The sequence below is a fragment of the Carboxydothermus ferrireducens DSM 11255 genome, from assembly GCF_000427565.1.
Lineage (GTDB): Bacteria > Bacillota > Z-2901 > Carboxydothermales > Carboxydothermaceae > Carboxydothermus > Carboxydothermus hydrogenoformans.
The window spans coordinates 20099-40213 of record NZ_ATYG01000003.1 but is presented as its reverse complement, the minus strand read 5'-3'; the positions used below and the strand labels follow the sequence as shown (position 1 = coordinate 40213).

Below are 20115 nucleotides of genomic sequence, written 5' to 3'. Positions count from 1 at the left end.
TTTTTTTCACAGAAATAATTCTGCATAAAAATAAAAAATCCTTCTTATAATAAAAATTTTTTTGCAACTTAAAAATTAGTAATCAACGTATTTTTTTAAATTATCAATATTATTTGCAAAAAAAAATAACTGCTTTTGTTGTAGTAGTTGCTGTATAAGGGTTACCGTCTTTACTGATTTCAACACTTAACGTTTGCCCATTATCTGGTGCAGGATTAACCCTAACTTCCAACGGATTGTCTTGTGTTAACAGAAAGCCACCTGCCAAATAAGCATCTGTTGGCGTATCAGCCAAGACAATTGTAGATGTTGCAAATAACAGCAATAATGCACCCGTGAGTCTGCACCCATGCCGGGCGCACACATATAAAAAGCGAGGTGTACTACCTCGCCTTTTCCTTTTAATCCATATGTTGTTCAGTTTCCTGATGTCCGTGAGTAATGACTTCAGGATTTTTTGCTAAGTCCTGAAGATAGGTCCAAGAGGCAAAAGCTAAGGTTAAAATAACAACCCCGGCAATTAACTTTTCTTTTAATTTCGGCTTAATTCCATGTTTTACCGTAAAGCTAATCAGCGAAATAACTAAGCCTGCAGGTATTAAGTAACTGGCATAAGCCGGTTCTTCATCAAAGTGCTGAATACCCCCACTCATCATCCCTATACCTACCGATAAAAACAATGAAAATAGTAAAAACTTCACCGTTTCCGTACCACTTAATTCTCGCCTGTTTAATTTCACCTCATAAAGATATGAGGCAATCACGAAAAGCACTATACCTATACTCATGATCAAAGAATATCGAGCAGGATTTAGAGGCATGTGGACTATAGAACCGGAAATAAGCCCCATTCCAAGAAAATAAAAGGCATAACTAAAATACGGAAACAAAATCTTTTGCCAGGAATTTTGGAAAGAATGATTGTTGATTTCCATCCCGCACCTCCCTATTTTTTTACACTAACTTATGTTAACAACAAACTTTTACGGAACCTTAATCAAAATGTTACAAAACTACTACAACTTATAGTTTTAATTTTTGTAACACTTTCGTTATGTTTTTTAAACAACTTTTTGCTAAAGTAAGCAACAGCAAAATCTACTACAGGAGGTGATAAGCTATGAAAGCAGCAACAAAAGTTCTAACTCTTTTAGTACTGTTTATCTTTATTTTAGGTAACATTACGTTGGCCAGCGGCGGGCATGATTCCATAACTAATGACAGCTCGATGTTCTCGGGAAATATGGAAATGTCAAAGGATAATATGAATAACAACAAGCAAAACACCTTGTCTGCAGAAAATATGGATATGTCAAATAACAGTACCGATGACCACCAACAAAGCGGCATGGATAGCCATGAAGCCAGCGATTCTCACGCATCAAGCGATATCCCTTGGAGTTTTTTAAAAGTTATAGGCATTTTAAATACAGGCATAATTTTAACTGGACTTATATCCCGTTATCTTCCCGAAAGAGAGGAGTTGAAAAATGAATCAGGTACTTAAAAATATCCTTAAAAGCCGCTGGTATCCGGTAATTTTCCAGATCATTACATTATTTTTCTTTAGCATTGTTATTTATACTCTAATCACCGGCCCCGCATCACCCCATGATAATTTTGGTACAGCTCTCACCTGGGTGCTTTGGTGGCCGATAATCCCGTTAATTTTCCTTTTGCTTGGTCGCTTTTGGTGTGCTATCTGCCCCTTTGCCACCATCAACGATTTTGTGCAAAAATTTGCTGGAATGAAACTTAAAGTTCCCAACTTTCTTAAAAAGTACGGAATTTGGATTATTGATGCGACCTTTATCATCATAACCTGGTCGGACCACATCTGGGGAATCGTCGAAAACCCTCGTGGTTCAGGAATCCTGCTTCTTTTAATAACTACCGGTGTTATCTTTTCCGGGGTATTATTTGAAAGGCGTACCTGGTGCCGTTATCTTTGTTTCTTAGGTGGTCTTGCAGGTAACTATTCCCGAACAGGTATGCTAAAATTACGAGCCACCCCGGATATTTGTAAAAATTGCACCACTCTTGCTTGCTATAAAGGTAGTAAAAATGCCCCTGGTTGCCCGTTATTTGAGGTTCCTAGAAATATGCAAACCAGCGCTACCTGTAATCTCTGTGGCTATTGTGTTAAAAATTGTCCAAACGATTCAATAAATATCTCTTTTAAACCCCCTGCCAGTGAACTTTGGTTTATCAAACGGCCACGCCTTGAAGAGTCATTTTTGGCAATTGTAATTATGGGTATCGTTTTTGTACAGAACCTTACCATGTTAGAAATCTGGCAGAAATGGCAAAAAGCTTTAACTAATATTCTCCACACTGATAGTTATCCAGTATTATTTACAGTACTATTTTTAATTGCCATGACCATACCAGTAGTCCTAACCTTAGTTGCAAGTAAAGGTGCCTCTTATGCTAATCGCCAAAAAACTTGGGAAAATTTCGCTCGCTACGGTTATTCCCTTATTCCTTTAGATTTAGCCGGGCATATAGCTCATAACCTATTTCACCTTTTGGCTGAAGGAAAATCAATTTATTATACAGGTTTAGCCTTTTTCACCGGCAAAAAATTAGAAGGTATGAGCACTGCTATTGTGAGCTCTTCGACAATAACCTTTTTGCAATATACCATATTGGTATTAGGTGCAATTTTGTCGCTATACACCGCCTGGAAAATCGCTAAAAACAACGAACCTAAAAATACCTTCAATGTTTTCTTACCCTTCAGTATATTAATTATCATCTTCCTCTTAATTAACATTTACCTCTTTATGCTCCCGATGGCTATGAGAATGTAATAACTTAGAAGACTTAACAAAAATACCCCCTTATTTAAGGGGGTATCATCTTTATTTGGGAAGATCATTTTTTCCGTAAGGCAGAGGGATATACTGCACCGAAGGCCGGCGGCCCTGGGGTTGCGGATATAAATCCATAAGCTCATAGATCTCCCGGGGCAGGTCCGTCGACACCGGAAGCCCCAGCTCCTTTAACTGCTGGGCGGAAATGGGATAATCGTGGGTCCAGGTTCCCTGGGATAAAAGCTTGGCCACTTCCCGGGCTTTTTCTAAATCCATCTTATCGGACAAAAGCTCCACCACCGTATTTTCCACCTGGGCTAAAGCTTTTTTAGCTATATCTGCCATAATCAAAGTTCTGTCCTCGACCTTATCTGGACCCTTTTGCTCCACCACTTTGAGAATTGATGCCGCCGGATACTCCCCCAGCTGCGGGTCTACCGGCCCGGCTACCGCATTTTCATCCATGACGATTTCATCGGCAGCAAGAGCGATTAAAGTTCCACCGGACATCGCGTAATGGGGAATAAACACCGTAACTTTAGCCGGATGTTTTCTTAACGCCTCTGCTATCTGCTCCGCTGCTAACACCAGGCCACCGGGGGTATGGAGCACCAGGTCAATGGGCATATCATCGGGGGTAAGGCGAATTGCTCGCAGTATCTGCTCCGAATCTTCAATATTGATGTAACGGCTAACGGGAAGGCCAAGAAAACTAAACGTCTCCTGCCGGTGAATCATGGTTATTAAGCGGGACTTTCTCTTCATCTCAAAATCCCGGATAATTTTAAGCCGTAAAACCTCAATTTTTTGCTGCTTAAACATTGGAATTAACGACATCAGTAAAAGTAAAAACCAGAAAAAATCAAAAAGAGAAACTTTCAAGCCTCTCACCTCAATTTTCGCAAATTTTTATTTCTCCATTATTTATATTTTATTCTTTTCCCAACTTCAATGCTTCTTCTATTTTTCCCTTTATCTTCATACATCCGGTCATCCGCAAGCTTCAACAAAATTTCCAGGCTTCCAGCCTCCACCGGGTAAGTAGCCCCGCCGACTGCTAAAGAAAATTCCCGCTGGTATTTTTTTATCTTTAAGGCTGAAAAGTTCTTTTTTAGTTCTGCAATTTTCTTCTTTCCTTCCTCCAGCCCCATCTTACGGTAAATAATCCCAAACTCATCGCCGCCAAGTCTTGCACCCACATCGCTCTGCCGGATATTTTCCCGGATTTTTTGTCCTATTAATTTTAAAGCAAGGTCGCCCGCCTGGTGGCCTAAATTATCATTAATTTCTTTTAACCCGTTCATATCCAGAAAAACCACCGTAAACGGTTCACCGTAACGGTCGGCATCGTATTTTGTTTTATTAAGTTCTTCAAAAAAGTAACGCCTATTATGAAGTCCCGTTAAACTATCTTCATAAGACAATCTCTCCATTATCTCCTGCCTTTTAGCCTGAACAATTGCCAGAGTAGCAAATTTTTGGAAAAAATGGGCAGTATCAAAGTCATCTTCATCAAACTTAACAAAAGGACGGAAAATGTAAGCCAGAATAAATCCGTAAAGCTCTCCATCGGTTACCAAAGGAATATATAACACCTGTTTGCTGTGGGCAAAAATCTCTTTAATTAAAGGGCTAAAATCTCTATGCTCTAACATTTCTAAGATATCATTTAAGTTCTCAAAGGTCTCAATACTTAAGCCAAAAATTTTTTCCAAATCCCGAAAATAAATTATGCCTCTTTCGGGAAACATCTCCTGAAACTTACCGCTGCTGTACCCCGCCCGGTAAGTATGTTCTCCCTCTTTTAAGTAAATGGCAATCCTTTCGGCTTTTGGTATTAGCTGTTGCAACTTATCTCCGTGAATCTTTAAAATCGCCTCTAAGTCGATTTGATGTTTTAAAAGTTCTTCACTCATTTTGGCCATTTCGCTTAAATTATAAAAATAAGTTATTATTCCCGAAAGATAAATTGCCCGGAAAAGAAAAATATATGCCAATACCTTGTATAAATGACCGATTAGATTATAAGTATCATAAACACTCTTATAAAAAGTAAAAGCTGCCTCAGAAAAGAAAGTAAAAATAAGAAAATACCCCAGATTTGTTATTAACGAAAGTTTTAATTCCTGTCTTTTGGCAAATACCAGTAAAAACCCCAAACCATATAAAGTCATTAAAAGGTGTTCCAAAGAAACTTTAAGGGAAGTAAGTCCCTGTCCCTCGATAAAAAGCGGGGGAACATATTTTAAATAAACCGTAGAAAACAAAAACGCTATTACTATCAACACTATGTCGGTAAAAACAATAAACCAGGGACGGACCACAGCTCGGGTCGATCCCCAGAGGTGTAAACTTGCAATAATAACCGCAAAAGCTACTATAAAACGTCCATAAAGCCAGAGAAAAGTTGCCTTTTGATAGGAACTTTCCGTAATAAAAAGAGGCATCCCCTTATACGATAGAGCATGAAGTAAATCAACCCAGCCCACGGCAAAAAAAAGTAACCCCAATACGTAGAGAAAACGCCCGCTTCTTCCCGTAAGCCCTTCCCGCATTAGCCAGACCATACTGAAAATCGCAAAAGAAACAAACACCGTAATAAGCTCTAAAAAAGTGTGTATCCCGAGATATTGTTCATGACTGTAAATCCGGTACATAGTCGGTGTAAAATATCGGGCAAAAGCCAGGAACAAAAAAGCCCCAGCAAAAACCAAGAATAGTTTTTTCTTGTAACCTTCCAACCGTTGTTCCCTCCCGCAGGCAAACTACCAGCCGCCACTGGCCCCACCGCCTCCGCCGGAGCCACCGCCAAAATTATCATCGAAATCATCATCACCACCGCCAAAAGGCCCCGTTGGAGGAATAAAAATCGGTGGGTCAAAATCCGGTCCCCGGTAGGAATCATAATAACCGTACTTACGCGGTCGCAGCATAGCGGTGATGAAAAAAAATAAGATTATCAGTATTACAAAAACCGCACCGATTACTTCCACGGAAACACCGGATTTTACCCGGTATGCAGCGGGATTTTCCTTACTTAATTGGGCCGGGTTCACTCCATACTCTCTGGCCACTTCCGCAGCTATTCGCCGAAAACCCAAAAGAATCCCCCGGTCATAATCGCCGTTACTGAAATAGGGAACCATCTCTTCCCGCAATATTCTTCCTGCTTTGCCGTCAGGAATAGCCCCTTCTAAACCATAACCCACCTCAATTCGGGCTTTACGGTCCTTAATAGCTACCAAAATTACCACGCCGTTATTTTTCTCCCTGTTTCCTACACCCCACTGGCGTAAAACTTCTAAGGCGTACTCCTCAATCGTCATCCCTTCCAAACTATTGACCGTTACCACCGCTATTTGTGCTCCAGTTTTAGCATAAAGCACCCGGTTAACCCGCAGGATTTCTTCCCGGGTCGCCGGGGATAGTACCCCGGCGTAGTCGGCAACATATATATCCTGCTGCGGTTTGGGAACAATAGCTAAAGCCGACGAACTTATAAGAAAAAGGAGTATTACTACTCCTATTAGGTATTTATAAATTTTCACTTTTTGTCACCTACTGGCCGAAATTCACCTTGGGAAAAGTTCTGGCATTTTCCGGTGCCTTAAAGTAATCTTTTTCCGTAAAACCAAACATTCTGGCTACAATATTTGTAGGAAAAGTTTTTATCCGGGTATTGTATTTTCTAACTGCCTCATTGTAATCCCGGCGGGCCACAGTTATCCTATTAGCCGTTCCGGCAAGCTCATCCATGAGCTGGGAAAACTGGGCATCAGCTTTTAAATTCGGATAATTTTCGGTTAACATTAAAAGTCGGCCCACCAGGTTACTTAGCTCTCCTGCCGCTTCATCCCGCTGGGAAACGGTACCGGCAGAAAGCATTAAACTTCTGGCTTTAGCAATATCAGAGAAAATCCCTTTTTCGTGGGCTGCATACCCTTTAACGGTTGCTTCAAGGTTGGGTAAAAGCTCCGCCGCCCGGGCCAACTGGTTATCGATTTCACTTAAATTAGCATCAACTTTTTCGTTTAAAGCTACCAGCGAATTATAAGTAGAAAAACCATATACCAAAAATAATATTATAATCCCAACTACTATCCAAATTAAGGTCTTCTGGTTCATCGCTCTACCCCCACATTTTCATTTTCTCCCGGACTTATTTTACATTACCACCCAAAAACTTTCAAACTTTTGGTGGAAAATGTAATAAAATTTTAACAATTAACCGCGAAGAAGTTAGGAGCATCCTCTACCGGTATCTTAATTTTATGCAACCAAACCAGCTAAAGATTCTTTTTTTCCAAAAGAAAAAAGTGGTAAAATATTAACGGTGGTCGGTCATTTTTTCTACCATCTACGACAGATTACCAACCACAATTATACGTAGGGACAACTTTCTTCGAAGTTTGAGATTTGAAATTAGAAGTTGAAAAATGGAGTTGCCCCTACCTTTAAAATATCAAAGCATTTAAAAACAGAAAGGTGAGGGTGAAAAATATGGAACACTTATTAAACGTAATTATCGGCATATTTGTGGGGATGATCGGTACTTTAATCGGAGCCGGAGGAGGCTTTATCTTAATCCCCTATCTTATCCTGGTGGCAAAATTTTCACCCCAGACCGCAGCCGGTACCTCGCTGTTTATGGTATTTTTTAATGCCTTATCCGGAAGTATCGCCTACATCCGGCAAAAACGGGTGGATTTTCGCACCGCCTTTTACTTTGCCCTGGCTACCATTCCCGGGGCAATTTTTGGTGCTTATTTAAACAGCTTTCTTCATTCGCGCCTCTTTAATGTCCTGTTTGCCTTACTGTTATTTTTTCTGGCAGTTCGAACATTTTTTCATAAAACCTCCAACGCTAAAAAAGAAAACCAAGAAACAAAAATTCCCGGGCACGAAACCCGGGAAATTATTGATGCCGAAGGAAATAAATATGAATATTCCTTTAACCTCTGGCTTGGTATCGGAATCAGTTTAATTGTAGGCATTTTATCCTCCCTTTTGGGTATAGGGGGCGGGATAATCCATGTCCCACTTATGGGCTTTTTGGGCTTTCCGATGCATATCGCTACCGCTACCAGCCATTTTATCCTGGTAATTACCTCGTTAATCGGGGTAACATCCCACATTGCCTACGGCCATGTGGTCTTTCCAAAAGCCATTGCTTATGCCATTGGCGCCATTATCGGAGCGCAAATCGGTGCCCGGATTTCCGCTAAAATTTCCGGCAGCACCATTAAAAAAGGCCTGGCAGTAGCTTTAGCCCTGGTAGCCGTAAGGCTTCTTACTCTTTAAACAGCTTTTTCCCTGACTCTTATATTTTCTCTTATTATCTTCGCTGCCTTATCTGCCAGAGCATCTATCGCTTTTCGGCTTCGCTCTCCCGGCCGGCTTCTTTTCTCACCGGCTAAGGAGAGCTTTTCTTCTCTAAGCACATCCGGTAAGTATACTTCAAAATCAACCTTGCCGCCTTTATCCACCACTGCCTTCGTAGCACACCGGTCTTTACAGCCATTTAGCACCAACACCGGATAATCATTGATAAAATCAATATCTTCCTGAACGCCGGTAGCCAGCGCCGGAAGACAAACCAAAACGGTATTATCCGGATATAACTCTTCCACCAATTTATACGCTGCTTCCCTCGTTATCACCCCAAAAATCTGGCCAATTCCCGCACAGGGGGTAACGGCAATTTTTTCGTAGTTTTTCATGTTTATACCTCCTCAAATAGTGTTCGGTAGTATGCGGTCTGTGGTATGGAAAAATTCGTAGGAAAATATTTTTTACTTAAAATTAGTATTTTCGTAATTCTTCTATAATATTATTATCAATAATTTTTCCTGTCAAGGTATCATTCTTTTAAAACCAACCATGCCCCTACAATAATAAAAACCGCTCCTAAAATCGTCTGCCAGGAAAAAGGAGTTTTTGCCAGATTGAATATCCCCAGGCGGTCAATTATCCCGGCAGTTAAGAGCTGCGCTGCTACAATAGCCGTAGTTGCTGCTGCCACCCCTCCTTTAGGCATCGCAAAAGCTACAGCGTAAACAATTACCACCCCTATTAAACCACCCAGGTAGTAATACCAGGGTCCTTGAAAAAAGCTACCTTTTTCTTTACTGAAAAAAACAAAAAAAGCCGCTCCAATTGTTCCAACAATATGTACGATAAGGGTAGTCTTGGCAAGGCCTATGGATTTACTTAAAGCACTGTTCATGGAACCCTGAACGGCCATTGCCATCCCCGCCAGAGCAGCTATCATGTAGGCTAAAAGTTTCCCATCCATAAGTTTAGACCTCCGTAAATTGCGGTAAGTGGTTGGTGCTCCTAACATAAAACCGTGGCTTTTGCCACGGTTTACATGGTGGGACGGACCCGGATTTCGTTTCCGGTTTGCTGCACCAGCGGTACCTGATACCAGCCCTTTTGGGACATTGTAGTAAAAAGCTTCCGGGCATTATTTAACTTATCGTTATGGGCCTGCATTAAAGTATTCCGCACCTGATCGGAATAAGCCTCCATTACCGCCGTGTGATACATGGTAGATAAAAATTTTTCAAAGGAAAGAATATCCGTAATCATGTCCTGGTCTTTAAGCATCTTTACCACCTCCTTAGTGCATGGTTATACCTGCCTGGGAAAGCAAACTGTTAATGCTTGAAGCATGCTGCGAACAGTTGCTGGAAATCTGGCTAAAAAGGGATTTTAAAGACGGGTCACTGGCGTTCTGGGCATAAAAGGAAGCCCGGGTTGCCTGAAGCCCCTCAAGCTTGGCAAGCTCCTGAAGATAAATAAGCTCCTTCTGGGAAAGCTGCATAAAAAATCACCTCCTCGGTTTTTACTTTTCCCGAGAAGGTTTTAATTTATTTATGGTTTATTTTTCTATTTTATCCAAATTTATAGCTTACCCCGAAGCCGCCCCGGGGATAGCGCCATTCGATATTGTTAAAAAGGCAGCCGTACTTACAGGTACCGCACTCCACACAGCCTTCATAGGCAATCATGATCCGCTCACTTTCCTTATCCCAGGAGTAAACCCCGGCAGGACAAACGTAAGTGCAGTACTTGGCATCACATTTTTCTTTACAAATTTTGGGGTCTTTTATTTTAAGATGCGATTCATTGTCCGGCACAAACCGGTTTAAATAAAGCTTATCCATTAAATTCATCGAATCAACCCCTTCCAGAGACCATAGGCATCTTTCACCATCTGCCAGAAAGACCTCTTAGATAGCGCTTTTTCCTTAATTGCCTTAAACTTGTCCCGCTTCGGTACTCCGTCTACCATAAATAGTTCAAAAAAGGCCTCATCCATCATATCGGGATAAGTGGTCATCAGGTCGTGGTTTTGTTCTAAGAAATCTTTGGCATTTTTATATTTTTCCAGGTCTTTCATAACAAAGCTTTCTTTTAAATAATCTTCATATACCTTTAAAGTATTAGCGGAAAAATCCCCCTGACTTGCCGCCCTGATTATTGCCTTTGCCGCCAACGCTCCGGAAGTTATGGCCAAATTGGCACCTTCCCGGTGGATGGAGTTTACCAGCATTCCGGCATCGCCTACAATCACAATACCATCACCGTAAAGTTTGGGTATCCCTTTATAGCCCCCTTCCGGAATTAAGTGGGCAAGGTACTCTTTTACCTCGCCGTCACGCAACAAAGGCTTAATTGCCGGATGGTTTTTAAACGCTTCAATTAAATCATTGGGGCTAATCCGCCTCTTAATAAGATCCGACATTAAAGCGCCAACCCCAATAGAAAGGGAATTCTGGTTGGTGTAGATAAAGGCTGTTCCCACCATACCGGCCGTTGCTTTGCCGAAAAGCTCAATCGCCACTCCTTCCCCGGGCTCGATGTTAAACCGGTCCTCGATTACCGAAGCTGGGAGCCCAATTACTTCTTTTACCGCCACCGCCAGGTTCTGCGGTGGAATAGGCTTTTGAAAACCGTACTTTTGCGCTAAAAGGGAGTGGGCCCCTTCCGCCAGCACCACCACATCCGCCAGAACTTCTCCTTCTTTCCGCCCGGCAATAACTCCTTTTACTTTGCCGTCTTTGACAATTAAGTCTTCCACCACCGTTTCGGTAATTAAAAGCGCTCCTTTTTCCTGCACCTTTTTAGCTAAAAACCGGTCGAATTTCGCCCGAAAGACCGAATATCCGCTAATGTCTTCTTTATACCGGGGATTTCGATAGGAAAATCCAATTTTTGCAGTATCGGTTAAAAAATAATAACGCTGTTCAATTATCGGTCGCTCCACCGGGGCTTCTTTAAAAATTTCCGGGAAAACAGCTTCGGTGGGCTTTTTATAAATAATGCCCCCCATAACGTTTTTGGCGCCGGGAAATTCGCCCCGTTCAATTACAAGAACTTTCAGTCCCGCTTCCGCCAGTTTATAGGCTGCCGCCAGTCCCGAAGGTCCTGCTCCAACCACCACTACGTCAAACTTTTCGGGCATTTACCGCACCCCCCTTTGTCCTGCCAGCACCCGGCGTGCTTCTTCGGTAATTGCGGGAAGTACCTCCAGTACATCGCCTACAATACCATAAGTAGCAATATTGAAAATCGGAGCATTGGGATCGTTGTTTATGGCTACAATCACCTCGGACATCTGCATGCCAACCAAATGCTGCACTGCCCCAGAAATACCGCAGGCAATATACAGCTTGGGCCGCACCGTTTGCCCGGTCTGGCCTATCTGGTGAGCATAAGGAACCCAGCCCGCTTCTACTGCCGGGCGGCTGGCTCCTACTACTCCCCCGAGAACTTCAGCTAATTCCTCCACCAGCCGAAAGTTCTTTTTACTTCCAAGTCCCCGGCCCCCGGCAACGATAATCTCCGCTTTATCAAGATAAACTCCCGGTCCCTTTTCCTCCTCGTACTTAATTATCCGGGTCGGAACTTCCTCCTCTAAAATCCCAAGCTCCTCTTCCACTACCACGCCAATTCTGGGTTTAGGTTCGGGCAGGGGAAATACCCGGGGACGTACGGTAGCCATCTGCGGCCGGGCGGTTTTGCAGAGAATGGTCGCCATGATATTGCCGCCAAAAGCCGGGCGGGTTTGGTGTAAAAGCCGGGTAGCTTTATCGATAGAAAGCTCGGTACAATCCGCCGTAAGCCCAGTCTTAAGCCAGGTCGCCACCACTCCGGCTAAATCCCGGCCCAAGGTAGTCGCCCCGATCAAGATAATCTCGGGCGTATATTTTTGCGCAAGCTTGACAATGCCTTTAGCGTAAGGATACGTCCGATAATCCTTCAGAACAGGGTCGTCAATAAGGTAAACCTTATCGGCACCGTAGCGGAAAAGCTGCTCGGCAAAATCCCGGACACCATCACCTAAAAGCACCGCTGCCAGTTCAGTTTCTAAATCATCGGCCAGTTCCCGTCCTTTGCCTAAAAGCTCAAAAGTAACCGGAGCAATTTCTCCGCCTAAATGTTCCACAAAAACCCAGACGCCTTGAGCGTGCATCTAACCACCACCTTAAATATTAAATTACTACTTATTTGCTACAAGCGTTAACGGAACCAGCTTCTCTACCAGAGCTTTGGCCACTTCTTGGGGACTGCCCGTCAGCATTTCTACTTTAGCCCGGGCTTTAGCCTGGGGCACAAAACTTTTCCATACCTGTGTGGGTGAGCCTTTAAGTCCTAAAAAAGCTTCCTCCACGTCTAATTGCTCTTTTCCCCATACTTCCGGCTGGTAACGGGCAGCACGAATCATATCCGGCATAGTAGCGTAACGGATTTCGTTTATCCCCTTTAACGCCGTAAGAAGCGCCGGCAGTTTTGCCCGCACGTATTCTTTCCGCCCCTCAATTTTCCTTACCGCCACTACATAGCCTTCCACGGGATTAAACTCCTCCACCCGCTCAATGTAGGTAATAAGCGCCATATTGAGCCTGGCTGCCACCCCGGGACCCACCTGCGCCGTATCCCCGTCGATGGCTTGCTTACCGGCAAACACCAAATCCACCGGTTCCGCGGAAGCTATTTTCTCAATAGCTTTGGCGAGGACATAACTTGTAGCCAGGGTATCCGATCCGGCAAACTTCCGGTCGGTAAGTAAAATCGCCCGGTCGGCTCCATAAGAAATTGCTTTTTTCAAAGCCTCGGCCGCCTGCGGCGGACCCATCGAAACCACCGTCACCTTACCGCCGTATTTATCCTTAAGCCTTAAAGCTTCTTCCAGGGCGTGGGCATCGTAGGGGTTGATAATAGATGGCACCCCTTCGCGAATTAAAGTGTTAGTTTTGGGGTCAATCCGCACTTCCGCCGTATCGGGCACCTGTTTTAGTAAAACTACCGCATGCACAATACCACCTCCAGACGTTTATTTTTAGTTTACCCAGGATTAAAAATTTTTCTGTGAGTTAGCTTACAATTTTAGCAAAAGCTTTTTATTTTCTTTTTAAAGTCACCAAATAGCCATCGCTAGTTTCCTTCTTTTGATACTCTAAGTTTTTAAGCTCCGCAAATTTTTTTAGGTTTTCCGCTTCCTGCTCTTTTTCCACCAGTACTGTTAACTCTTTATTACCTATTGCATTTAATGCTCTCTTTACCTGGTGAAGGCTATCGGGAACTTTAAGTCCCCGTTTTTTCTCCACCGGTACTTTCCGGGTATCTAAAATGCCGTTAACAAAATTTAACGGCACCCCCTGGTACTCCTCCATTAAATGGGCCTCGGCTTTTTTAAAATCCTCGTGAGACAAATCCTGGCGGCCAAACAGTACACAGTGACAGGTGCCGTTTTCCTTAATTTCTTCTTCCGCAAAGGCACAGGGACAAATGAGCTTTTTATCCAATTCCCTGTCCCCTGACGGCTCAAAGCAAGGACAATAACGGCGCCCAAACATCTTTTCGCTTTCAGTCAACCATATTTTTAAATTGGTATAAAACATCCAGTGAGGATTTACCTTTAAGTTTTTAATTTGCGCATATTTTTTAATAAACTGGTCCTGTCGTCCCAATTCCTGTCGATAGCGGAAATAATCCCCGAAAAAAGCTTTCATCATTTTGAACATCCCTTTAACGTCCATACCCTAACCTCCTAATAATTTTATTTTATTTAAAATATAACATTTTATAATTTTATTTGCAATAAAAAATCCGCCTACCAAACGGTAGACGGATGTTCATCTTAACTATTCGGGTATCTAATTATTCGGCCTTCCCAGTTGCGTAAAACTGCTTCTTCTTCCGAGAGTTCAATTAAATACTGGGGTAAAAGCGGAATTTTCCCAAAGCCTCCAGGCGCGTTGACGATATAATACGGCACTGCCAGTCCCGACGTATAGCCCCGCAAGCTTTCCATTATCCTTAATCCGTCTTCAATCTTGGGAACAAAATGCATCGTTCCCCGTACCCTCTTCGCCTGGAAGATATAGTACGGCCGTACCCGAATTTTTAAAAGCTCATGGTTCAATTTCTCCATAATTACGGGATTGTCATTTACCCCTTTTAAAAGCACCGCCTGATTACCTAATACCACTCCCGCTTCAATTAATTTATCCACCGCTTTTTTGGCCTCAGGAGTTACCTCCCGGGGATGGTTAAACTGGGTATTGATATATATCGGCGGGTATTTTTTTAATATTTTAACCAGATTATCGGTAACCCTTTGCGGCAAGGTCACCGGTACCCGGGTACCAATCCTTTTAATTTCTACATGGGGTATTTCGGAAAGTTCTTTTAATATCCAGTCCAACTCCAAATCGGATAAAAGGAGCGCATCCCCACCGGTAATTAAAACATCCCGGATTTCTTTATGCTCCCGGATGTAAAGAAGGGCTTCTTTTATCTGCTCCCGGGGAGTTTTCCGGTCAACCTCCCCGATATTTCTTCGCCGCTGACAGTGACGGCAATACATCCCGCACATATTGGTAACATTAATTATCAAGCGGTCCGGATAACGCCGGGTAACCGCCGCCACCGGCGAAGTCCCCGCTTCATTCATCGGGTCAAGTTCACCGGTATCATCTAAAATCTCTAAAATGGAAGGAACCGACTGCTTCTTAATACCGCAATCGGGATCATCGGGATCAACTAAGCTCAAATAATAAGGCGAAATGGCAAAGCGGAAGGTTTTACTGACTTCCTGGAGCTCCCAGAGAGCTTGATCGCTTAACGGCAAAATTTTTCGTAAAACTTCCGGCGTTGTTATCCGATTTTTCAACTGCCAGCGCCAATCCTGCCAGTCTTCCTCCGTTCCGCCTAATACCTTTAAAATCTTTTCCTTTTGTTTTAAAATTTTTTCCCAGGCTTCAAATCCCGATAAAACCTTTTTTCTTTCCCTTAACCTACTACGACCAATCCTGGTAAGCTCTCTTTGCCGTTTCAATCCTTCATCTTTCTGCGAAATTCTTGCTCTATTCATTTAAATCCCTCCTTTCAATTCAGAGGGAGCACAGAAAAACCCTCCAGGGGGAGGGTCAAAAAGGCAAAAAATATCCATTTTGCTCCCCCTTCGACGCTTACGAGGTTAGCTGACGGGTTCGGGCGGAAGGAGTCGCCCTACCTAAAAAGGATTCACCCCAAAAGATGGTTCCCCCGCTTCCCGTAACGGGAATTCAGCGTTCTGTTAATAATATTTTACCAAGTAAAATAATTTTTTTCAAGTTTCTTGACTATTTTGTAACATATTTTGGTTATCTTAGAAAAATTTTAACCACGACTTTTTCTTTTTTGACTTTTCTTCTTGAAATTCTAAAGCTACCGAATTTAAAAATTTTCCTTCAAAAAACCGGCGGTTATTGGCAAATACTTCCGGTTTAAGATACTCTTCTAAAAACTTTATACTTCCCGGACCGTGAGCATCGGTACCAACCAAAGCCCCTTTTTCTAAAAACCACCGGGCACTTTTTCGGCTTCCTTCCCCGAAATAACCGGATAAAAGGGAAGTCAGGCTTACCTGAAAAACAATCCCCATATCCAAAAGCTCCTCAATTTCCTTCCAATTCTCCCGTAAATACCGGTACCGCTCCGGGTGGGCAATGATTACTTTATTCCCTGCCCCGATTATCTCCGCTAAGTAGAAGGTAAGCCAGGGCGGTTTTTGCGTTAGCGGCAGTTCAATTAAATAAATCCGTTCCCCTTTTAAGCCCAGAACTTTACCTTCGGCTATTAACTCCGGAAGCTCCGGGGTAAGATAAAGCTCCATCCCCGGGTAGACTTTAAGCGCAATACTCTCCGCCCCCAGGGCCCGGTTTAAAACCTCTACTTTGCGGATTACTTCTTCCGGCTTTAGCGGTGCTCCTTCCGCCATAAAGTGCGGAGTCGCTACCACCTCACGAAAACCCGCCTTCGCCATTTCCCGGGCAAACCATAAGGAATCTTCAAGCGTCTTTGGCCCATCATCTACTCCGGGTAGAATATGGCAGTGAAGGTCCAGCATTTTAAGCCTCCTTAAAAATTCACTCACTGTTTAGAAAACTCTGGGTTAATTATTCTTATTCAAAAAATTTATTAATAAGTATATCCTTAGAAATTTTCAAATTCGCTATATCATTTATTATTTAAAGTTCCAATTTTTAAAGGATCATGTAGAGGAATTGTAACATGATGTTCCCCTTTCAATGTTGTAGTAAGACGAATATGGCTTCCGGTTTGCCGTGTAACCCCTTTTATAAAAGTAATCATAATTTCTTCCCTTCCCGGTAAACTTTTTCCACTAAACTTGCCGGCGCATCTTCCTCTAATACCAGATGTACCTGGAAAGGTACCGCTAAATCCACACACTCCGCTACCATTTTAAAAAAACTTCCCTCAATTTTCCCCGCTATGAAAATATCTATATCCGAAATAGGAGTAAAAAAAGCATTTTCATCGGCCAGGGAACCAAACAAATAAACATCCTTCACTCCGTACCTTTGGCGGATAAATTTAGCTATTTCTTTAGCTTTACTTAAAGCTTCTTCCCGTAAAATCTTTTTCTCTTCTTCCTGTCTTTTTTGCCGCTTTTTCAGCCACTCCCGCTGCTCAATAATATCTTTTTCGGAAAAGGGAACCATACCGTTCACTCCTAATCGGCAACACTTTTTTGCAAAAACTCTATAAATTCTTCCATCTCAAGAAAAAATAACCTCAGTGTGTCCGGTAGCTTTATTAATAAAGCAAGAATTTTTTCCTCATTTAAATTAAATCCATAAACATTTCGAAATACATGTCTAAAGCCTCTTAATTCCTCAAGCTTTTCCCAAAGTTCCCGGCTAATAACTCTTTTTCGTACACCTTCAATATCCAGCGCCATTTGCAGGAGAAGTTCTTTATGCCAGTTTTCCGAAGCCGGTACCTTTCCGTCAAACTCCCGGGCAATTATTTTAAAAATGTTTTCTATACATACATATATATCATGCAAGATAGAAGCCACAGCCCTTATAATAAAGCTATCCCCGCTTAAAATCTTTTTTAAATTTTTTTGTCCAGAATAATATCCTTTTTCTATGAGTTCATTTTCAAGCTTCTTGATATTTTTTAGCTCTTCCTTTATTCTCGCTGAAATAATCATGATATCCCGCGGTGTCATTTTTACCCCTCCGCTTTTATTTACTATAATTGTATCTTAACTCACCGGCCCTTACAATCAGCACTGTTAATTTTTTCTATTTTCCTTGACCTCTTATTTGCCCCAGGATAAAATTAGATTAACAAAAGGAGGCAAAACTTATGAGTAAAGCTTTGAACTCTAACGTTTTTACCTATAAAGATTATTTAAAACTTCCGGAAGAAGAGCGTGGTGAACTTATTGATGGCCAATTTTTCTCAAAAGCTTACGCTTCTCCGTCATGCCTCCATCAAAAAACCCTTTTAGAGCTTGCTTTGCAAATCGGTAGTTTCCTAAAAACAAAAGAAACTACCTGCGAACTTTACGTAGCCCCTTTTGATGTGCTTCTGGCTTTAGAAAATGAAACCATTGAAGACGTTAAAAACGTAGTTCAGCCGGATCTTCTGGTTATTTGTGACCCGCAAAAACTTACAGAAAAAGGTTGCCTTGGAGCACCGGATTTAATTATTGAAATAGTATCCCCCACATCCTATCGCTTAGATTATGTATTAAAGTTAAACTTATACGATAAATTCCATGTAAAGGAATACTGGATTGTAAATCCCGAAACGAAAACAGTATTAATTTACCGTCAGGATAATGATCAAGGTTTTGGCGAGCCGGAAAAATACACTATCCCATCATTCGTATCTTCTTCTGTTCTGGCCGGGTTCACTATTTCAACGGAGCAAATATTTAAAGATTAAAAAAGCGCCGGCGTTCTGCCGGCGCTTTACTTACCTAAAAACCATTTGGTTATTCCCTGTGCTAAAGCCGCTGCCGCTTTAGTCCGGTATTCCGGGGTAGAAAGTTTTTTTTCTTCTTCTGCATTGGACAAAAACCCTACTTCCACCAGGGTAGAAGGCATTTCAGTATACTTAATAACATAATATCCTTTATCCGTATAGATTCCTTTATTTTTACTTCCTAAAACTTCATTTAACGAACTCATAAGCTTATCTGCTAAAGCTTTCTCTAAAAGTTGATTACTGGGATCAGGGTAGTAATACACTTGCGTGCCATTAGTCGAGTAATATGCTGGCGAACCTACGCTGTTTTGGTGAATGCTTAAGAATAAATCAGCAGATAAATCATTAGCATAATCTACACGTTGCTGTAAGGAAAGATAAGTGTCGCCAGTTCTGGTCATATAAACAGCAGCTCCCAGCGCTTCCAGGTAACCTTTAAGTTTAAGAGCAATATCTAAATTTACATCCTTTTCTTTAATCCCATAGACCTTTCCTATCGTACCGGGGTCGCTACCGCCGTGACCAGGATCCAGTACAATCTTTTTCCCTGAAAGTACTGGTTCCGGGAAAATTCTTACATTGTATCCCCCATTAATTTTCTCCACCGCAAGGTTTAGCGGGACAAAGCCGGCAAAATTTACAGCTACATTTCCATTTTCCGTAGCTGTGGTTAAACTTTTTACCGGAAAACTCAAATCAGGAGTAGTAATATTATCGATTTGCCCATTTTCTAAAACAATTTTTGCCGTCAGTCTATCATTACTTAAAGTATAAGTAAGATTGGCCGTAGTAGTTATTTGCCAGGTCAGCGAAGCAGGTGCCGTTTCACCTTTAATCTGCACCGGATGTACCGGTTCTACCGGAGTATCGCTAAAGTAAGCTTTCTCCGCCCAGCCTATCTCACGGCCAGCCAAAGCTAACCGGTACCAGCCGTCTTTTTCCTCTAAAACCCCAAAGCTCTTTTCCCCGGAAATTGTCGCTTTAACTCCGGTAGAAAACCCCGCACCGTTAAAAATATTTACGGGATCAATCATTGGATATACCGTTTTAATAATCCTAAGCGTATCTCCACGGCTGGTATCTTCTACAAAAGGAACTAAAAACGCTTTTGCTACCCAGCCGGTAATACTTCCCGCTTTAACCTTCATCCAGTCACCGGAAACCTGCAGTCCTTCTACCTTTGTCCCCTGCGGCAGGGTCTTTATCACGCTATAACTTGTTCCCGGACCGGAACGAAGATTTAAGTTGGTAGCTTTTACTGCATAGACTCCAGAAATCGTCTTAATAGAAGTATTAGTACTGCTCTGCGGAGGAGTAGGGGTTGTCCCCCGGGAAGTCTCGGTAACTTTAATATAGGTTTTTACCACCCACCCGGCAATACTCCCCGCTTTTATGTAATACCAGCCGTTTTGCTCTTTATAAATTTCCACCCGCGTGTTTTTGGCTAATTTACCGGCTATCGCCGCAGAAGTACTCGGGGTTTTTCTGACGTTTAAAATTGTAGCTGTCACAATCCCGGTACGAGACGCTTGAGTGCTCCGGCTACTCCCTACTACCGGACTGATATATTTGCCGGAAACATATCCATAACCGTTTTTATACCGGATTTTAAACCACTCACCCGTTTTCCCCGTAAGTTCAACTTTTTGTCCCCGGGTTAATACACCAATCTTAGCATAATTAATGCCCGGACCAGAACGAACATTTAACGTCGAAGCCGTCACCACTCCGTAGCTTGCGGCCAATACTGGCAGGCGGAACCCAAAAAATATGGAGAAAAGGAAAACCAAAAGAAATGCCAGAGCTTGTCCGCGAAGGCTGGAGCGATATCCCTTTCTCACTTTTTCACCCGCCTTTTTCCATTAATTTATCAAATCTTGTAAATATTATAACAAAGTCTTTACAATTTGTCGAACAAAAAAAACCCCAAAAGGGCGTAAAATCAGAAATTACAGCACATAACCCCCTGGGGCTTGTCAAAATCCTAAGTTTTTTGGGT

The 20115-nt window shown here is 42.3% G+C and carries 24 protein-coding genes and 1 riboswitch; of the genes, 4 read left to right on the top strand and 20 right to left on the bottom strand.

Translation table 11 applies throughout. The features are described from left to right. Positions 1-109: 109 nt before the first annotated feature. A complete protein-coding gene (locus CARFE_RS16130; protein ID WP_154652705.1) occupies positions 110-325 on the bottom strand; it encodes a hypothetical protein in 216 nt (71 codons plus the stop codon). 76 nt (positions 326-401) lie between these two features. After that, on the bottom strand, positions 402-935 hold the full coding sequence (locus CARFE_RS0102425; RefSeq protein ID WP_028051604.1) for a hypothetical protein: 534 nt from the start codon (positions 933-935) through the stop codon (positions 402-404). Between the two features lie 185 nt (positions 936-1120). Between CARFE_RS0102425 and CARFE_RS0102420 the strand changes: the two genes are divergently transcribed. Both CARFE_RS0102420 and CARFE_RS0102415 read left to right on the top strand, forming a co-directional pair. Further along, positions 1121-1507, top strand: a complete 387-nt coding sequence (locus tag CARFE_RS0102420) for a hypothetical protein (RefSeq protein WP_028051603.1) — start codon at positions 1121-1123, stop codon at positions 1505-1507. Then, complete coding sequence (locus CARFE_RS0102415) at positions 1491-2813, top strand: 4Fe-4S binding protein (protein WP_028051602.1); 1323 nt, start codon at positions 1491-1493, stop codon at positions 2811-2813. Before CARFE_RS0102420 ends, CARFE_RS0102415 begins: the two co-directional genes overlap by 17 nt. Positions 2814-2864: 51 nt before the next feature. On the opposite strand, the gene CARFE_RS0102410 is transcribed toward CARFE_RS0102415, so the two are convergent. Genes CARFE_RS0102410 through CARFE_RS0102395 form a run of 4 tightly spaced genes read right to left on the bottom strand, consistent with a single transcriptional unit; the run spans position 2865 to position 6941 of the window. Beyond that, positions 2865-3707: an SDH family Clp fold serine proteinase gene (locus CARFE_RS0102410; RefSeq protein WP_084138706.1), complete on the bottom strand. Its 843-nt coding sequence runs from the start codon at positions 3705-3707 to the stop codon at positions 2865-2867. Positions 3708-3736: 29 nt separating this feature from the next. Next, entirely contained in the window at positions 3737-5557 is a 1821-nt protein-coding gene (locus CARFE_RS0102405) for a sensor domain-containing diguanylate cyclase (RefSeq protein ID WP_028051600.1), read from the bottom strand. Between the two features lie 24 nt (positions 5558-5581). Further along, positions 5582-6364 carry a TPM domain-containing protein gene (locus CARFE_RS0102400; RefSeq protein ID WP_051250115.1) on the bottom strand — a complete coding sequence of 261 codons (783 nt, stop codon included), beginning with the start codon at positions 6362-6364 and terminating at the stop codon, positions 5582-5584. A gap of 10 nt (positions 6365-6374) precedes the next feature. Next, positions 6375-6941 (bottom strand): LemA family protein, encoded by a 567-nt coding sequence (locus CARFE_RS0102395; RefSeq protein WP_028051598.1) that lies wholly within the window; start codon positions 6939-6941, stop codon positions 6375-6377. A gap of 375 nt (positions 6942-7316) precedes the next feature. Between CARFE_RS0102395 and CARFE_RS0102390 the strand changes: the two genes are divergently transcribed. Further along, positions 7317-8117, top strand: coding sequence for a sulfite exporter TauE/SafE family protein (locus tag CARFE_RS0102390; RefSeq protein ID WP_028051597.1), 801 nt, complete (start codon positions 7317-7319; stop codon positions 8115-8117). On the opposite strand, the gene CARFE_RS0102385 is transcribed toward CARFE_RS0102390, so the two are convergent. The 13 genes from CARFE_RS0102385 to CARFE_RS0102320 form a co-directional block, all read right to left on the bottom strand. Next, positions 8114-8536, bottom strand: a complete 423-nt coding sequence (locus CARFE_RS0102385) for a putative zinc-binding protein (protein WP_028051596.1) — start codon at positions 8534-8536, stop codon at positions 8114-8116. The two genes, CARFE_RS0102390 and CARFE_RS0102385, sit on opposite strands and share 4 nt — an antisense overlap. A gap of 140 nt (positions 8537-8676) precedes the next feature. After that, positions 8677-9111: a DMT family transporter gene (locus CARFE_RS0102380; RefSeq protein ID WP_028051595.1), complete on the bottom strand. Its 435-nt coding sequence runs from the start codon at positions 9109-9111 to the stop codon at positions 8677-8679. A gap of 71 nt (positions 9112-9182) precedes the next feature. Further along, positions 9183-9425 (bottom strand): spore coat protein, encoded by a 243-nt coding sequence (locus CARFE_RS14000; protein ID WP_034541467.1) that lies wholly within the window; start codon positions 9423-9425, stop codon positions 9183-9185. A 13-nt stretch (positions 9426-9438) separates the two neighbouring features. Continuing rightward, positions 9439-9642, bottom strand: coding sequence for a ferritin family protein (locus CARFE_RS0102370; protein ID WP_028051594.1), 204 nt, complete (start codon positions 9640-9642; stop codon positions 9439-9441). Positions 9643-9712: 70 nt separating this feature from the next. After that, positions 9713-9994, bottom strand: coding sequence for a ferredoxin family protein (locus CARFE_RS0102365; protein ID WP_028051593.1), 282 nt, complete (start codon positions 9992-9994; stop codon positions 9713-9715). Further along, on the bottom strand, positions 9991-11286 hold the full coding sequence (locus CARFE_RS0102360) for an FAD-dependent oxidoreductase (protein WP_028051592.1): 1296 nt from the start codon (positions 11284-11286) through the stop codon (positions 9991-9993). The genes CARFE_RS0102365 and CARFE_RS0102360 overlap by 4 nt, the downstream gene beginning before the upstream one ends. Further along, positions 11287-12297: an electron transfer flavoprotein subunit alpha/FixB family protein gene (locus tag CARFE_RS0102355; protein WP_028051591.1), complete on the bottom strand. Its 1011-nt coding sequence runs from the start codon at positions 12295-12297 to the stop codon at positions 11287-11289. A 27-nt stretch (positions 12298-12324) separates the two neighbouring features. Then, on the bottom strand, positions 12325-13140 hold the full coding sequence (locus tag CARFE_RS0102350) for an electron transfer flavoprotein subunit beta/FixA family protein (protein WP_011345345.1): 816 nt from the start codon (positions 13138-13140) through the stop codon (positions 12325-12327). Between the two features lie 85 nt (positions 13141-13225). Beyond that, positions 13226-13864, bottom strand: coding sequence for a ferredoxin-thioredoxin reductase catalytic domain-containing protein (locus CARFE_RS15455; protein WP_051250114.1), 639 nt, complete (start codon positions 13862-13864; stop codon positions 13226-13228). A 101-nt stretch (positions 13865-13965) separates the two neighbouring features. Next, a complete protein-coding gene (eam, locus tag CARFE_RS0102340) occupies positions 13966-15201 on the bottom strand; it encodes a glutamate 2,3-aminomutase (protein WP_028051590.1) in 1236 nt (411 codons plus the stop codon). Positions 15202-15280: 79 nt separating this feature from the next. Further along, positions 15281-15410, bottom strand: a riboswitch (cyclic di-AMP (ydaO/yuaA leader). 67 nt (positions 15411-15477) lie between these two features. Then, positions 15478-16218, bottom strand: coding sequence for a tyrosine-protein phosphatase (locus CARFE_RS13990; RefSeq protein WP_051250113.1), 741 nt, complete (start codon positions 16216-16218; stop codon positions 15478-15480). 241 nt (positions 16219-16459) lie between these two features. Continuing rightward, entirely contained in the window at positions 16460-16834 is a 375-nt protein-coding gene (locus CARFE_RS13980; RefSeq protein WP_034541463.1) for a nucleotidyltransferase family protein, read from the bottom strand. 11 nt (positions 16835-16845) lie between these two features. Next, entirely contained in the window at positions 16846-17349 is a 504-nt protein-coding gene (locus CARFE_RS0102320) for a ribonuclease toxin HepT-like protein (protein ID WP_028051589.1), read from the bottom strand. Between the two features lie 140 nt (positions 17350-17489). Between CARFE_RS0102320 and CARFE_RS0102315 the strand changes: the two genes are divergently transcribed. After that, complete coding sequence (locus tag CARFE_RS0102315) at positions 17490-18074, top strand: Uma2 family endonuclease (RefSeq protein ID WP_028051588.1); 585 nt, start codon at positions 17490-17492, stop codon at positions 18072-18074. Between the two features lie 26 nt (positions 18075-18100). On the opposite strand, the gene CARFE_RS0102310 is transcribed toward CARFE_RS0102315, so the two are convergent. Then, positions 18101-19957 (bottom strand): N-acetylmuramoyl-L-alanine amidase, encoded by a 1857-nt coding sequence (locus CARFE_RS0102310; RefSeq protein WP_028051587.1) that lies wholly within the window; start codon positions 19955-19957, stop codon positions 18101-18103. Positions 19958-20115 lie beyond the last annotated feature (158 nt).

Coding starts and splice junctions, on each gene's coding strand:
- CARFE_RS0102370 (WP_028051594.1), bottom strand. CDS start 9,642: ATGCAGCTTTCCCAGAAGGAGCTTATTTATCTTCAGGAGCTTGCCAAG.
- CARFE_RS14000 (WP_034541467.1), bottom strand. CDS start 9,425: ATGCTTAAAGACCAGGACATGATTACGGATATTCTTTCCTTTGAAAAA.
- CARFE_RS0102320 (WP_028051589.1), bottom strand. CDS start 17,349: ATGACACCGCGGGATATCATGATTATTTCAGCGAGAATAAAGGAAGAG.
- CARFE_RS13980 (WP_034541463.1), bottom strand. CDS start 16,834: ATGGTTCCCTTTTCCGAAAAAGATATTATTGAGCAGCGGGAGTGGCTG.
- CARFE_RS0102390 (WP_028051597.1), top strand. CDS start 7,317: ATGGAACACTTATTAAACGTAATTATCGGCATATTTGTGGGGATGATC.
- CARFE_RS0102385 (WP_028051596.1), bottom strand. CDS start 8,536: ATGAAAAACTACGAAAAAATTGCCGTTACCCCCTGTGCGGGAATTGGC.
- CARFE_RS0102420 (WP_028051603.1), top strand. CDS start 1,121: ATGAAAGCAGCAACAAAAGTTCTAACTCTTTTAGTACTGTTTATCTTT.
- CARFE_RS0102425 (WP_028051604.1), bottom strand. CDS start 935: ATGGAAATCAACAATCATTCTTTCCAAAATTCCTGGCAAAAGATTTTG.
- eam (WP_028051590.1), bottom strand. CDS start 15,201: ATGAATAGAGCAAGAATTTCGCAGAAAGATGAAGGATTGAAACGGCAA.
- CARFE_RS0102365 (WP_028051593.1), bottom strand. CDS start 9,994: ATGAATTTAATGGATAAGCTTTATTTAAACCGGTTTGTGCCGGACAAT.
- CARFE_RS0102355 (WP_028051591.1), bottom strand. CDS start 12,297: ATGCACGCTCAAGGCGTCTGGGTTTTTGTGGAACATTTAGGCGGAGAA.
- CARFE_RS0102380 (WP_028051595.1), bottom strand. CDS start 9,111: ATGGATGGGAAACTTTTAGCCTACATGATAGCTGCTCTGGCGGGGATG.
- CARFE_RS13990 (WP_051250113.1), bottom strand. CDS start 16,218: ATGCTGGACCTTCACTGCCATATTCTACCCGGAGTAGATGATGGGCCA.
- CARFE_RS15455 (WP_051250114.1), bottom strand. CDS start 13,864: ATGGACGTTAAAGGGATGTTCAAAATGATGAAAGCTTTTTTCGGGGAT.
- CARFE_RS0102395 (WP_028051598.1), bottom strand. CDS start 6,941: ATGAACCAGAAGACCTTAATTTGGATAGTAGTTGGGATTATAATATTA.
- CARFE_RS0102315 (WP_028051588.1), top strand. CDS start 17,490: ATGAGTAAAGCTTTGAACTCTAACGTTTTTACCTATAAAGATTATTTA.
- CARFE_RS0102415 (WP_028051602.1), top strand. CDS start 1,491: ATGAATCAGGTACTTAAAAATATCCTTAAAAGCCGCTGGTATCCGGTA.
- CARFE_RS0102360 (WP_028051592.1), bottom strand. CDS start 11,286: ATGCCCGAAAAGTTTGACGTAGTGGTGGTTGGAGCAGGACCTTCGGGA.